Raw genomic sequence first — 13,934 nt, forward strand, 5'->3', positions numbered from 1 at the left:
ATATTAATTGCGCTATTTTATTAGCCTATAGTAATGTAAAAGGGGCTGATATAATTTTTAAATTGTTAAAATTACTGGCATGGCAGGTAGGATCTCAGGTAAGTACGGTAGAATTGGGAAACAGTCTCCATATCAGCAAGGATACTGTGGAACGCTATTTGGATTTGCTTTCCAAGGTATTTGTCATTTTTCCTCTAAGCGGATATAGTCAGAATCTCCGTAAAGAAGTCACCAAAAGTAAAAAATGGTACTTTCATGATAATGGTATCAGGAATGCCCTGATCAATAATTTTAGTCCCGTAGAATTAAGAAATGATTTGGGATTACTTTGGGAACAGTTTATTATCACTGAAAGGATAAAGAGAAACTCTTCCAAAGTGTATTATCCCCAATATTATTTCTGGAGAACTTACGATGGACAGGAAATTGATTTGTTGGAAATCAACAGCCATCAAGAAATTCAGGCTTTTGAATGCAAGTGGAGTGAAAAAAAAGCCAAAATCCCAGTTGCCTTTGAAAAAGCCTACCCCAATGCCAAATGGCAGGAAATCAACAAAACCAATTATTTGGATTGGATTGAATGACAAAAACTTAATTTGAAATCATTCCCAAAAATTCCCTAACCCCCTTCAAAGTTGCTCTTTTATTGTCATTTAAGGTGCTGTGGGCTGCATCCGGTATAACTTCAAATTTGGAATTGGGAACCAAACTGGCATAATGTTGTACTGTACTTGGTCTAGCTTCATCGTATTCACCTGTCAACATCAAGACAGGCACACTGATTGTAGGCAAGAATTCAAGCCGGTCATAATTTCTCAAGGTTCCAGTAGAGGTAAATTCACTTGGACCCCACATATAGAGGTATACATTCGCTCCTGATACCAAGTTGAGATGGCTCCTATCCACCTTCGGTCTTTCTTTACGGGTGACATAGAGGCTGTAATATAAATTTGTTGCCTCCTGATATTCCAGGGCATCATAGGTACCCATTGACTCATGGTAACGGATTACGCGTTGAACAGAATCCGGCAAAGTAGCAATAAGAGTATCTGCATCTGCGATCCAAAGATTTGTACTGAAAAGAGGGCTACTGAAAATGATGGCTTTTACCTCTTCCGGATATCTCAGGTAATAATCCATGCCCAGCATGGTCCCCCAAGAATGTCCATAAAGTACAAAGTCCTGCAAATTCAAGTGTTTTCTCAATCTTTCTACCTGATCTACATAATTCTCAATGGTCATCAAAGTAGTGTCAAGCAAAGTGTCGGATCTTCCCGACCCCAATTGATCCCAAAAAATAATCGGTCCATCATAGTTCAGTTCTTTCAAAGGCTCAAAACCTAAGCTGGTTCCTCCAGGTCCACCATGAAGTAAAAGAATAGGAGGCTTAGGGCCCGAACCAAATACCTCATACCAGATTCTTCCACCATTGACCTCGACAAAGCCTTCTTTGGAATCAATAATTTGCTTAGGAGAACATGAAAAAAACAGAATAAACAGGGCGATGATTATGTAGCTACTTTTCATGTTATACCATAAGGGATCCTGTGTAAAATTAAACTTTAACTCGCTCTTTTTCTTTAAATTTAGCTTTCATTTCCTGGAGCTCACTTGGCCTGGTAAATACCATCGCAAAGGCCTCCTTTAATGAACTGGAGTTTTTGACATCTCTGAATATATCTGCCCATTCGTGAAAATTTAGAGTAAGCGGATTGTAGGATTTCACCTGCTTGGTCAGTCCATAGGCTGGCCTTTCTTCCTCAGGCATAAAAGTCCCAAACATCCTGTCCCAAATGATGAACGTTGAACCATAATTCTTGTCCAAATATTTTTCATTGGAAGCATGATGAACCCGATGGTGTGAAGGTGTAGTAAATATATACTCTATCGGCCTGGGCAATTTATCAATATATTCCGTATGGATCCAAAATTGGTATAAAACCGCCAACTGATGAACTATAAAAAACATCACTGGGTGAAAACCGGCCAATGCCACCGGAATAAAGAAAATAATTTTAATATGCTGTGTCCAGCTCAAGCGAAAGGAAACTGACCAATTATATTTTTCAGAATTGTGGTGAGTGACATGGGTGGCCCACCAAAACCTGTTTTCATGTGAAATTCTGTGCGCCCAATACCTCCAAAAATCTAACCAAAATAAACAGACTACAAATGACCACCAAGTATTTGGAAAAGACCAGGGAACAAGGTTATAGAAAAATAAAATGACTCCAAATGTAATTACCTTTAATCCTGCACTCATGGCCACGTTTACCAAACCGATGACAGTAGCCGCTATAGTATCCTTGCCATCATAATAATCTTTCTTTTCCTTGTAAGATAGAAACCATTCCAAAGCAACCAGTCCGATCATTACCGGTGCAGCAAACAAAATGATATTGGGTAAATCGAGGGATAAGACTTGATCAAGGGTTAATTTTTCTTTTGACATATTGATTAATGAGTGACAAAAATTTTTTCGTAATCTTCCAATATACAGAAAATTTTAGGAGATTTAAAGGAAATCTTACATTTTATTCAGCTTTAATTGACCAAAAGAAATCCTTAAATTGTAAACATACCTTTCAATCCTACTCCTATGAGCACCAAAAACAGAAGAGACGCAATCAAAACCATGGCCTTGGGAGCTGGCCTGAGTTTGGTTTCACCTTTTAGCCTAATGGCTTGTAAATCTGAAGAAAAGAAAAAAGACAAGTTAGGTGTCGCTTTAGTCGGCCTGGGCTATTATAGCACTGACCTCTTGGCACCTGCCCTCCAACAAACGGAACATTGTTACCTGGCAGGAATTGTTACCGGGACTCCTTCCAAAGCAGAGGCGTGGAAAGCCAAATACAATATCCCGGACAAAAACATCTACAATTACGAGCAATTTGACCGCATCAAGGACAATCCCGATATCGATGTGGTCTATATAGTGCTACCCCCCTCTATGCACATGGAGTATACCATTAGAGCTGCTAAAGCAGGAAAACATGTTTGGTGCGAAAAACCCATGGCTGTTTCGGTAGAAGAATGTCAGGCCATGATCGATACCTGCAAGGCAAATAATGTTACTTTATCTATTGGCTACCGCCTCCAACATGAACCCAATACCCAGGCATTCCAGGAAATTGTAAAGAATGAAAAGCTGGGCAAGGTACTGGGACTTGATTGTGCAGCGGGGTACAGGGAAAACCGTACAGACCATTGGAAACAGAAAAGAGAAATGGGAGGTGGGGTAATCTATGATATGGGTGTATACTCCATTCAAGGAGCAAGGCTAGGCGCAAACATGGAACCCGTAGCAGTAACTTATGCAAAAGTCTATACAGAAAGACCTGAAATATACAAAGACGGATTAGGTGAAGTAGTAGAGGCAGTACTAGAGTTTCCAAATGGAGCCATAGGCAATATCAAAACCACCTTTTATGAAAATGTCAATTTCCTCAATATCCGTTGCGAAGATGGAACCATAGAATTGGCTCCCTTTCAGGCCTATGCTGGAAATAAAGGGAAAAGCCCGCTTGGTGAAATCAATTTCCCTTATCAAGTCCCTTGGCAACAGGCCAACCAAATGGATCAGGATGCCATGGCCATAATGGAAAACAGACCTTTGCTGGTACCAGGGGAAGAAGGCTTAAGGGATATCCGAATTGTTGAAGCCATTTTGGAATCTGCTGAAACAGGACAGCGGGTGGTGATTTAAGTGAAAGACCTTTCAGATTCCAATAACCTGAAAGGTCTTTTAAAATTATGAAATCCTGCTCCAATTGATTTCATGCTTTTTCTGTGCCCTGATTTGACGGACTACCATGGCATGTTCGGGCCGGACAAGTTCCGGATCATCCTGAAGCAATTGTTCTGCTGCATCTCTTGCCAAGGTGAGTATAGGAGCATCTTTGCTCAAATCTGCAATCAACAAATCCGCTAAACCACTCTGCTGCGTACCCATCAGGTCACCTGGGCCACGGAGTTTCAGATCCACATCCGCTATTTCAAATCCGTTGTTGGTTCTTACCATGGTTTCTAACCTCACCCTACTGTCTTTGGACAGTTCATATTTGGTCATGAGGATGCAATACGACTGATCTGCCCCACGGCCTACCCTTCCCCGTAGCTGATGCAATTGGGACAAACCAAAACGCTCTGCATTTTCTACAATCATCACAGAGGCATTGGGAACATTCACACCCACCTCGATCACAGTAGTCGCCACCATGATCTTGGTCTCTCCCTTGACAAAACGCTGCATCTCGAAATCCTTATCCCCTGCCTTCATATCGCCATGCACAATACTTACAGGATATTCAGGAAAAGCCCTACAAATACTTTCATACCCATCCATGAGGTTTTTAAGATCCATAGTCTCTGATTCCTGGATCAATGGATAGACCACATATACTTGTCTTCCTTCATGAATTTGCTTGCGCATAAAGCCAAAGACTTTCAATCGGTCTTTGTCATAACGGTGTACAGTTTGAATTGGCTTCCTTCCTGCCGGTAATTCATCTATTACCGAAATGTCCAAATCTCCATACAAAGTCATCGCCAAAGTCCTTGGAATCGGCGTGGCGGTCATAACCAACACGTGTGGATAAAAATGCTCATTCTTCGCCCAAAGCTTGGCGCGCTGGGCGACGCCGAAACGATGCTGCTCATCTACTATAGCCAAACCTAGGTTTCTAAACTGTACCACATCTTCCAAAAGGGCATGGGTACCAATGATGATGTGCAGGTCTCCTGAACGCAACATTTCATGGATTACATTTCTGGCAGATTTCTTTGTGGATCCAGTAAGCAGAGCAATATTTAAGCCCATCAGGTCTGCATATACCTTCAAACCTTCATAGTGTTGATTGGCGAGAATTTCCGTAGGGGCCATGAGACAAGCTTGAGCACCTGAACTGATAGCAATCAAAATACAGATAAAGGCTACCATGGTTTTTCCGCTTCCCACATCACCCTGGATCAGCCTGTTCATTTGTTTACCAGACTTCATGTCCCCATAGGCTTCCCTTACTACCCGTTTCTGGGCTTCGGTAAGTTGGAATGGCAAATGTTCTTTATAAAACTTCGTCAACAGCTCTGTTTGATTCAGTACCTGCCCATGGGATTTTTCGGTACGGGTCAGTTTGAGCTTCAATAGCCTGAGCTGAACGAAAAAGAACTCCTCAAACTTCAACCTGAACCGTGCTTTTTTTAGGATTTCAGGATTGTCCGGGAAATGGATCTGTTTGAGCGCATCCCGTTTAGGAATCAGGTTAAAACGATGCAAAATATCTAAAGGCAAAGTTTCCTGAATCTGTGGATAGGAAACATGTACCAAGCCTTCCATAATTTTGGAAATGCCTTTGGAGTCCAGGTATTTGGACCTTAATTTCTCCGTGGTTGAATAAACCGGCTGGAAAAAACTTTTTTCTTCCTGAACCTGGGAAAGAGGTTCCATTTCCGGGTGGGCAATACTGAATTTCCGCCCATAGCGGTTGGGTTTGCCATAAAATACAAATGGCACAGCCACCAGTAACTTTTTTTCTACCCATTGTAGCCCTTTAAACCAGGTGAGCTCCATTTCCCCTGTATCATCATAAATATGGGCTACCAATCTCTTCCTTCTGCCATCTCCTATGGTTTCTACCGAACGGATTTTGGCAATTACCTGCACATTTTCCAGGTCTTCGGTGATTTCCCGGATTTTATAAAACTTGGTCCTGTCTTCGTAGCGGAAGGGATAATGTTGGATCAGCTCCCCATAGGTAAAAATATTCAGCTCCTTGTTGATCAAAGCTGCTTTTTGGGGACCTACACCGCGGAGGTAATCAATTTTGGTATCAAAAAAACCGGACAAGAGGAATGATTTAAAATTCTGACAACATCAATTAAACCTTCATTTTCATAAAAGTAATAAATCAGACGAATGCAGCTTCAAAAAAAATAGATTTGAACACATTATTTAACCATCACATCTAGCTGCCTTCCCTCTTCCTTGGCTTTTTCATCTTGGGAAGTCCCCAAAGCAATGCCTATTGCCAAACCTAATGGAATGCCTATACCGATGAAGGCCATATTCCCGAAAGCAGCTCCAAAAACCACCCCAAAAGGAATCCCAAATACAGCCATTCCCAAGACCATCCACTTTTTTTGGTAGAAGCCTTTAGGAACTATTTTAGCTTCCTTTTCGACCAAATTTAAGATCATGGACTTTGCTTTCTGAAGCTTAAACAAAAACTGCTTTTCGTCTTTCTCTTGATTACAATTTCTGATTTCAGCATTGATCTGTTCAATAAGCGATTGATTTATTACCATCTTTTCCATGGCGACCAAATATGCAGACAGTGAACTCACATGCTGATTATCCTGAAGCGCTTGTGGGATATTCAATTTTTCAAATTTCATCTTTTCAATTTATATAAAATCCTTTCCATTTCCTCTACTACCTTCAAAGCATTCTCCTTTGTGAAAATCAAAGGGGGTTTGGTCTTCAAGACACTGTCCTTAGGACCATCTGTACTGATCAGGATATACTTTTCCCGAAGCTGGTTTTTGATCAATTTTGCCAACTGTTCATCTTCCTCCTTTGTTCCGGGTTTGACCAAGTCAACCCCCAAAAACAAACCCGAACCCCTGACATCTCCTATACAAGCATATTGTTGCTGCAATTGCACAAAAAGAGATTTATAATAGTTGCCCACTTCCAATGCATTTTCCTGCAATCCTTCCTCTTCCATAACCTCCAACACAGCCAAACCCATAGCACAGGAAACGGGATTCCCACCAAAGGAACTGAAAAACTCAACCCCTTTTTCAAATGAGTCCGCAATTTCCTGGGTACAGACCACTGCACCCATAGGGTGTCCATTGCCCATGGGTTTGCCTAATATCACCATGTCCGGCACTATCCCATGCTGCTCAAATCCCCAAAAATGATCCCCAACCCTTCCAAATCCTGTCTGTACCTCATCGGAAATACAAAGACCCCCATGTGCCCGAATTGCCGGATAAAGCTCCTGAAGATACCCTGGAGCCAAGGGTACCTGCCCTCCGCAGCCTACAATAGGTTCAGCAATGAATGCAGCGATAGGGTACTTAAATTGATTCACCAACTCTACTGCTTCGGTCGCATATTTCTTCCCTTGATTTCCAGGGTCATAGCTGTATTTTCCACGGAAGGCATCCGGAATAGGAACTTTCAGAATATAGTCCTTTTGGCCCTGTCCTTTTGGATTGCTGAATTTGTAATCCGAGATATCAATAGAGATCTGCGTATTGCCATGGTAACCATGTTCCATAATCATAATACCTTCCCTATTGGTATGCCACTTGGCCATGCGGATGGCAAGATCAGAAGCCGCACTGCCTGAATTCACAAAAAATACCCGGTTTAAGGAAGATGGGAATTTAGCCAAAAGCTTCTCTGCATATTGTGGCAATAAATCGTAAAGGTAGCGGGTATTGGTGTTCAGCTTAGCCATTTGCCTCTGTCCTGCTTCCACTACTTTGGGATGGGAATGGCCCACATGGGGAATATTGTTATAGGCATCCAAAAAGGTGTTTCCTTTGACATCATACATGTACTGAAAAGCAGCCCTTTCCATTTGGATGGGTTTAGAATAACTTACTGATAGGATTTTACTTAGGTATTGATAGCGATAGGACAGACTTTCATCTAAAGTTTTTACCGGTCGTGGGTTAAGACCTACTGCCAACCTAAATGCATTCTCTGCTCCTATTGGGTTAATCTTGAGCCAGGCATACAACATTTTCCAGGCATTGTCCTCGCTGATAGAAGCATATGCATTTTCCGGATCAACTCTCCGGGCATGTGCCGAATTGCATGCACTGATACAAAGCCGGCCTGCTATCAGGTAATACAATAATGCAAGCTCTTGTTCAGTCAGGGCAAGTTTGGAATGGTATCCTTTGAGCAATTCCAAGCACCAATCCAGGTAATTTTCCTTTTCATAAGCTGCGTAAGTCATGGCTACCGCAAGCTCATTGATCAGGGGAGAATAGGCCAAATCCCCAAAATCAATCAGGGAAATTTGCTGATCCTTATTTAAAAGGATATTCCATTCATTGGCATCATTGTAAATGATGGATTTCCGCAAATGGGGCAGCAATGGCCTGACTACTTCTTCATGTTGTTGCAAAAAGTACTTAACCGTATTTCGGTCTTTCGCAGAGGGAATATCCTCAAGGTATTTTTGGATGAGTTCAAGGTATTGTAGGTCCCATTCCCACTTTCTGGACGCGAGGACATAACTGCTTTTTTTGCCCAATTCAAGATCCAAATCGGCTAAAAATCTACCTAGGTCCTGATAATCCGCTGCTTCAGGGTTTAGGTTTCCAAAAAACTCCCCTTCCAGAAAAGTCAGCAATCTTCCGAGGAGTTTTTGGCCATCCCATTCCATCAATTTCACATACAGGCCATCTTCAAAAGGTACAGGATGGGGGACCCTACCCTTAAATTGATGTTGTAAGCTATGTAGAATATCAGTTTCTGTTTGGAGCAGATCAAATGTCTTTTCTGAATAAGGATAGGTTTTGAAAATCAACTTCCCCTCTTTGGTTTCGACCAGGTAGTTGGCATTGTCATAACCATTCAGCTTTTTGAAATTGAGAATTTCAACATTCAGGTAAGTTTTAATCAATCCAAGCATAGTAGGAATTTAGAATATTCTTCCAGCAATTTCCAAAAAATGTGAGTTCTTTGAAACATATTATTTCGATAGTTTTTTTGTACAAAATTTGGATGCAATAAATTAGTTAGCTTAAAAAAAGAGGTTTTCTTTTGAAAACCTCTAGAATTGAAATTGTTCTTTATTCCAATGATTTATGAAATTTCGTTTTATTTTCTAATTTCATTTAAAATATCTTTGGCACCATCCACACTGGAATGCAGGGCAGACTTGACTGATTCTACTGTTTCTCCTCCTATATCTTTAGCAGCATCTAAGGCAGCCACCACAGCATCTTTAGCCGCACCAATTGTATCCCCCCCTACTTGTTTGACACCATTAACAGCTCCTTTAACTGCTTCTACTGCCACTTCGGCAACATCTTCTCCTAGATCTTTTGCGGATTCAATAGCTTGTTTCACACTACCTTCAACAGCATCCTTTTGATTGACTCCAGAATCCATAGCACCTTGAATAGTTCCATTGACAATTCCTTTGGCGGAATTAACTACTGAAACACCAATATCTGCTACCCCCTGAAAAGCGCCAGAGACAATAGAAGCAGGCACTTGAATTCCCTTTACAGCGAGCTCTCCTGTGCCTTTAATCGTTGTAACAGCAAGGTTCTTTACGGAATTTGCCAATACACTACCAGTATCAGCCGTACCTTTGAAGGTTGCTTTAACTCCACCCTTAATTCCGTTAACTACATTTGAAATAATAGGTATACCCATAAAATATTATATTTTTGGTTTATAGATATTGGTAATATCTTAAAATAAAACGGAAAAGTCAAATTATTTGCGTCAAACATTATTGATTCAATTCAACTAAAAATACGAACCACTATTTATTGTATTTGAAAAATGTTTTTTTGTAAGCTAAATATTTCAACTATGTCTCAATCGCAAGTAAAGTCCCGAAAGCACCAAAACACTTACCGTCAACATGGCCAGAGATAGGCTAATTAGCATGAATGTCACCAAACCTTCAACCAATGCAGGGCCTTCTTTGCCTCCTGCCAAAGGCATCATTCTACCTGAACCAGTTGCCGCTGCTATAAGCACTACCAAATAATTGGCAAAAGAACCATAAATGGTTAACCAAAAAGTCAGATTAAGCATTCTTTGAGATAAATTTATTTTTGGCCAAATGATCCCCAAAACCAAAAGGAAAATCCCATTCATAATGCCTTCTAGGTGGGAGGATAATCCCATTCTGGGGTTTTCAAGGATTGGAACAAAAAGGCCTACAACCAAACCTAGAAAAAACAATAGACTTCCAAAAAACAGTAAACGGTTGGACTGTAAATGTACTTTAGGGGAAATGCTCATAATCAAAGGGTTATCAGGGTGGAACAAATATTCATTTTTTGTAAATAAAGTTACAAAAAATACTGTAAATCACTAATGATCAGAATTATATGGTTTTAAAGAAGGAAGAGTCAATAACGCATAGTTTTTGGCGATCTATGCAAAAAAATATACGGCCCGGACCCTTAAATACCTACTTTTGAATTTCTCTCCTTAGCAAAACCATTTTGATCGAAAGGTTTGGACTGCCAATCATTAGCCTTTAACTTCATTAATTCCTTAAAGCCTAACTCCATCAATAGTTGTGCTTTATTTCCATATTCCCCGATTATATCCTTAGGATGGTGACAATCGGAATGGAGACTAATTGGGACTTTCAATTCCTTTAGGTTTTTTAAACCAAACTTACCCGGATAAGTTTGGAAGCCATTTTCTAGTAAAGCCCTCGGGTATTTATTTCGACAATTTTCCCTGCCGGGGCTGTAACTTCCAATGTTTGAGGCATATAATTCAGATTTCAAGAAGCCTGCTTATCAAAGAAGAATTTGCTGTGGTTTTACATTTTGATTTTGGCCAAGTGCCTGAGGATTCTGGGACAATCATACCCCAGCATATGTAATATAATTTCAAAATACCTCCTAAGGGCTTTTTGAATGTTATTGCAAAAAAATTCATGAATCCCTTTTTCAAAAACCAATTGAGGACCATCAATCTCCCAGGGTTGTCCATCCTAAAAAAACCCACAAAATGAATAGATCCAAGGGGATAGTCTAAACTTAACTCGGTCTCAAAATTCTGGATAAGCCCAGACTTTTCTGGAAAATAGTCAATTCCCAAACTTTTATAGATTTCAATTTGTCCCGCATATTTGGCCTTTGCGTGGTCAACCGCCTTTTGGTAGACAGGCAAATCATTTTATCTATAGACCTCTTGTTCTCAATGTGAACAGGGTAATGGGAAGTAAAGCAAATGCGATAAATGTCAAAGGCTATGGTTTGTTTGATGTGTTGCTCGATTTCATCGACACCATCCCAATATTTCAAATGGCTGTGGTAATTGGTCTAGGTTATAAAGAATGATTCATGTTATGTTCATTAAATATTAATCCTTTGATCAGGATATATTTAATATCCTTGCTGATTGAATGCGCTTATCATTTTGAAAAAGTGAAAACCACCTTAAATGGCATAACCTGCAAAAAGTTCAAGGTCTTTATGCCCAGGACCAATAAAATATTGGAAATTCCTGTCAAAACCTTGCCCCAAGCCCTGCCTCACACAGGCAATAAGTGCATATTATCCGATAAGTACCAAAAGACAATTATAAGAATTTAAGATCCATAGATTTCTTCCAAAACCAGAGCGAGACGGATTCCGGCAGCAATCAACCTTTCCTCAACATGATGGTAATGCTTGTAAATATACTCATAACCAATTCTTCCGTTTGCCGGAATATCATACATGGCTGGCCTGATTGCAACTGCCTCTCTTAACCAGTCTGCAGGTGTTTTTGAGTTATAATGGCCAACCAATTCCGGACTGATTCTTTTTTGAAGCTCTGTAGCAATCTCTGAGTAACTCATCTTCTTGTTTTCGATGAGATCGGAATCCCAGACTGAATGGATATTGGTCTCCTTGTTGAAATAGCTTACTTTGACATCATTTCCTCCGCGGTCTCCTGGTTTGCCTACATGAAAAGGTTGATGTAAGTCTCCTACTATATGGATCAACATTCGAAGCTGATCCCTTTCTTCTTCGGCACTCAATCCCCCCTTTTTCAAGGTTTCTTTTATTTTTAGGAATGCAGAATAGGCATCTCCAGTGGGCTCTTGAATGGAAGGATCATATTCCCCATTTGCTGTAGTCACCCAATGCCAGGTGTAGGTATATTCATATTTTTTATCAGAGCGAATATTATCCATCCAAACACCCACACCTGAAATGGACTCTTTATTCAAAATGGCTTCAACTTTCTCTACAGTTTGTGGTTTCATCTGCCATTCTGCCAGTTTTCCAATTACATAGTGACCGATTGCTCCCCATGCAAAAGAACTGGACTGAGTACTAATGACCAATAAAATGGCCAATGTCAATTGTTTGGTAGTTTTCATATGTTGATAGATATAAGCTTGAAATACAGTGGAAATAAATTGAAACATTAAAGAAACAGGTACTATCCCCAATTATTACGCATTAGCATATTTCCACCTTATTTCACGCAAGTATATTTCATTAAGATTTTAATTCATTCACGGCAATGTAGGCCATCAAACCCGCCCCAATCTCCAAAGCATCTTCATCTATATCAAAAGTCGGAGTATGTACTCCAGATACGATTCCCTTGGCTTCATTTCTTGTTCCCAGGCGGTAAAAACAACCATCAATCTCTTGGGTGTAATAAGAAAAATCCTCAGCGGCCATCCAGATATCCAAATCCACAACATTATCAGCCCCTAGGTATTCTACAGCTGCATGCTGTGCCCTTTGTGTCAATTCTTCCGCATTCTTTAAGAAAGGGTATCCTTTTCTCACTTCAAAATCAATTTCACCCCCCATACCCTCAACAATTCCTTTGGCTATTTGTACCATATGTTTATGGGCTTTGGCTCTCCACTCTTCGTTAAGGGTACGGAAGGTCCCTTGGATTTTAACTTCGTTGGGAATGACATTAGTAGCACCCAAAGCTTCCACCCTTCCAAAAGACAATACAGATGGAATCTTAGGCGAGGCATTTCTGCTTACTACCTGCTGCAAGGCTACAATCATATGGGAAGCAATCAATACCGGATCCACCAAAGTTTCTGGCATTGCACCATGTCCCCCCTTGCCTTTCACTGTGATATAAAGTTCATCTGCGCTGGCCATATACATGCCCTTTCTGAAACCTACTTTTCCAACAGGAATCAATGGCATTACATGTTGACCAATAATACCTGAAGGTCTGGGGTTTTCCAATGCTTTATCTTTGATCATCAAAGATGCTCCACCGGGAATCAGTTCTTCCCCTGGTTGAAAAATGAGCTTGACTGTACCCTCAAATTCACCCTTAATTTCATATAGGATTTTGGCAGCGCCCAATAAAGATGCGGTGTGCACATCATGTCCACAGGCGTGCATCACTCCGGGATTTGTAGATTTATAAGGAACTTCATTTTGCTCAACTATGGGAAGGGCATCCATATCTCCTCGTAAAGCAATGGTTTTGATCTTGGGATTTTTTCCCTCTATAAGCGCTACCCAGCCTGTATCGGCTTTTTTCTCAATTTGGGTAATTCCGATACTTTTGAGTTTTTCCTCCACAAAAGCAGCTGTCCGGAACTCTTGAAAAGAAAGCTCAGGGTGGGCATGTAGATGCCTTCTATTGGCAATAAATTCGGATTTGTATGCTTTGGCTAATGCCTTGATTTTATCTTTCACCATCCTGTATCGGGTCTGGATTGACATAACCTTCTCTTTGGAACCTATCCTGAATGATCCTTGAAGCTGGGAATTGTGATCTCAATTGGTGATAATAAGACTGGGCCTCTATACGGTTGATGAATTTACCTACTTTGACCAAATACCTTGGTTGCTGATACTGCATATCCACTTTCATTTCTGGAAAAGCGGTGTAAAGTTCGTTTCTGGTCTTGAATGCCAAATCCCTATCCACCCCGCTATAAACCAATACAGTAAAGCCGCTCCAAGTCCTTTCAGAGCGGTTACCATCCCTAAACTTGTCCAATGCAACCCGCAAATCTGCATCAACTGCCAATTGGCTATCACCAGAAGTAGAGGTAACCTGACTACTTGTTTGCTCTCTTAAATCCGGAAAAGTAATGAGCGTTTCACTGAGGTCTTCCCGGTAATTGGCAAAGGAATCAGGTCCGGAACCCGATTTTCTCAATGGGGCACAGGAACTTATTAATAGTACCAATACAAGAATGCCCAGCAGTGTACTTTTCATT

At 40.7% G+C, this 13,934-nt stretch carries 14 protein-coding genes; 3 read left to right on the forward strand and 11 right to left on the reverse strand.

Going from position 1 to position 13,934, the window contains the following annotated elements; genetic code table 11:
* Nucleotides 1-14: 14 nt before the first annotated feature.
* A complete protein-coding gene (locus tag CLV48_RS12935) occupies nt 15-584 on the forward strand; it encodes an ATP-binding protein (protein ID WP_425430712.1) in 570 nt (189 codons plus the stop codon).
* Nucleotides 585-591: 7 nt separating this feature from the next.
* On the opposite strand, the gene CLV48_RS12940 is transcribed toward CLV48_RS12935, so the two are convergent.
* Together CLV48_RS12940 and CLV48_RS12945 are read right to left on the reverse strand one after the other, a co-directional pair.
* Nucleotides 592-1,527: a proline iminopeptidase-family hydrolase gene (locus CLV48_RS12940; protein ID WP_106567715.1), complete on the reverse strand. Its 936-nt coding sequence runs from the start codon at nt 1,525-1,527 to the stop codon at nt 592-594.
* A gap of 28 nt (nt 1,528-1,555) precedes the next feature.
* Complete coding sequence (locus CLV48_RS12945; RefSeq protein WP_106567716.1) at nt 1,556-2,452, reverse strand: sterol desaturase family protein; 897 nt, start codon at nt 2,450-2,452, stop codon at nt 1,556-1,558.
* 147 nt (nt 2,453-2,599) lie between these two features.
* Between CLV48_RS12945 and CLV48_RS12950 the strand changes: the two genes are divergently transcribed.
* Entirely contained in the window at nt 2,600-3,706 is a 1,107-nt protein-coding gene (locus CLV48_RS12950; protein WP_106567717.1) for a Gfo/Idh/MocA family protein, read from the forward strand.
* A 45-nt stretch (nt 3,707-3,751) separates the two neighbouring features.
* Here CLV48_RS12950 and recG read toward each other — a convergent pair whose 3' ends face one another.
* The 6 genes from recG to CLV48_RS20655 form a co-directional block, all read right to left on the reverse strand.
* Entirely contained in the window at nt 3,752-5,845 is a 2,094-nt protein-coding gene (gene recG, locus CLV48_RS12955) for an ATP-dependent DNA helicase RecG (protein ID WP_106567718.1), read from the reverse strand.
* 101 nt (nt 5,846-5,946) lie between these two features.
* Nucleotides 5,947-6,393, reverse strand: a complete 447-nt coding sequence (locus CLV48_RS12960) for a hypothetical protein (protein WP_106567719.1) — start codon at nt 6,391-6,393, stop codon at nt 5,947-5,949.
* A complete protein-coding gene (locus tag CLV48_RS12965) occupies nt 6,390-8,657 on the reverse strand; it encodes an aminotransferase class III-fold pyridoxal phosphate-dependent enzyme (protein ID WP_106567720.1) in 2,268 nt (755 codons plus the stop codon). Before CLV48_RS12965 ends, CLV48_RS12960 begins: the two co-directional genes overlap by 4 nt.
* Before the next feature lie 188 nt (nt 8,658-8,845).
* Nucleotides 8,846-9,409 (reverse strand): hypothetical protein, encoded by a 564-nt coding sequence (locus tag CLV48_RS12970; protein ID WP_106567721.1) that lies wholly within the window; start codon nt 9,407-9,409, stop codon nt 8,846-8,848.
* A gap of 156 nt (nt 9,410-9,565) precedes the next feature.
* A complete protein-coding gene (locus tag CLV48_RS12975) occupies nt 9,566-10,009 on the reverse strand; it encodes a styrene oxide isomerase (RefSeq protein ID WP_106567722.1) in 444 nt (147 codons plus the stop codon).
* Between the two features lie 164 nt (nt 10,010-10,173).
* Entirely contained in the window at nt 10,174-10,509 is a 336-nt protein-coding gene (locus CLV48_RS20655; RefSeq protein ID WP_211299945.1) for a hypothetical protein, read from the reverse strand.
* A 432-nt stretch (nt 10,510-10,941) separates the two neighbouring features.
* Here CLV48_RS20655 and CLV48_RS20840 point away from each other — a divergent pair, with 432 nt between their 5' ends.
* Nucleotides 10,942-11,067 carry a hypothetical protein gene (locus tag CLV48_RS20840; protein WP_281261109.1) on the forward strand — a complete coding sequence of 42 codons (126 nt, stop codon included), beginning with the start codon at nt 10,942-10,944 and terminating at the stop codon, nt 11,065-11,067.
* Nucleotides 11,068-11,318: 251 nt separating this feature from the next.
* Here CLV48_RS20840 and CLV48_RS12990 read toward each other — a convergent pair whose 3' ends face one another.
* From CLV48_RS12990 to CLV48_RS13000, 3 genes are all read right to left on the reverse strand, one after another.
* Nucleotides 11,319-12,098, reverse strand: a complete 780-nt coding sequence (locus CLV48_RS12990) for a S1/P1 nuclease (protein ID WP_170069027.1) — start codon at nt 12,096-12,098, stop codon at nt 11,319-11,321.
* A 121-nt stretch (nt 12,099-12,219) separates the two neighbouring features.
* A complete protein-coding gene (locus CLV48_RS12995; RefSeq protein WP_106567725.1) occupies nt 12,220-13,407 on the reverse strand; it encodes a M20 metallopeptidase family protein in 1,188 nt (395 codons plus the stop codon).
* Complete coding sequence (locus CLV48_RS13000; protein ID WP_106567726.1) at nt 13,394-13,933, reverse strand: hypothetical protein; 540 nt, start codon at nt 13,931-13,933, stop codon at nt 13,394-13,396. The genes CLV48_RS12995 and CLV48_RS13000 overlap by 14 nt, the downstream gene beginning before the upstream one ends.
* Between the last annotated feature and the right edge of the window lies 1 nt (nt 13,934).

Origin of the sequence: Cecembia rubra, from assembly GCF_003014575.1 — a bacterium.
Lineage (GTDB): Bacteria > Bacteroidota > Bacteroidia > Cytophagales > Cyclobacteriaceae > Cecembia_A > Cecembia_A rubra.

Bases quoted from the DNA above. Each gene is read 5' to 3' on its own strand.
- CLV48_RS12940 (WP_106567715.1), bottom strand. From the start codon at position 1,527: ATGAAAAGTAGCTACATAATCATCGCCCTGTTTATTCTGTTTTTTTCA.
- CLV48_RS12945 (WP_106567716.1), bottom strand. From the start codon at position 2,452: ATGTCAAAAGAAAAATTAACCCTTGATCAAGTCTTATCCCTCGATTTA.
- CLV48_RS12950 (WP_106567717.1), top strand. From the start codon at position 2,600: ATGAGCACCAAAAACAGAAGAGACGCAATCAAAACCATGGCCTTGGGA.
- CLV48_RS12960 (WP_106567719.1), bottom strand. From the start codon at position 6,393: ATGAAATTTGAAAAATTGAATATCCCACAAGCGCTTCAGGATAATCAG.
- CLV48_RS12965 (WP_106567720.1), bottom strand. From the start codon at position 8,657: ATGCTTGGATTGATTAAAACTTACCTGAATGTTGAAATTCTCAATTTC.
- CLV48_RS12970 (WP_106567721.1), bottom strand. From the start codon at position 9,409: ATGGGTATACCTATTATTTCAAATGTAGTTAACGGAATTAAGGGTGGA.
- CLV48_RS12975 (WP_106567722.1), bottom strand. From the start codon at position 10,009: ATGAGCATTTCCCCTAAAGTACATTTACAGTCCAACCGTTTACTGTTT.
- CLV48_RS20840 (WP_281261109.1), top strand. From the start codon at position 10,942: ATGGGAAGTAAAGCAAATGCGATAAATGTCAAAGGCTATGGTTTGTTT.
- CLV48_RS12990 (WP_170069027.1), bottom strand. From the start codon at position 12,098: ATGAAAACTACCAAACAATTGACATTGGCCATTTTATTGGTCATTAGT.
- CLV48_RS12995 (WP_106567725.1), bottom strand. From the start codon at position 13,407: ATGGTGAAAGATAAAATCAAGGCATTAGCCAAAGCATACAAATCCGAA.
- CLV48_RS13000 (WP_106567726.1), bottom strand. From the start codon at position 13,933: ATGAAAAGTACACTGCTGGGCATTCTTGTATTGGTACTATTAATAAGT.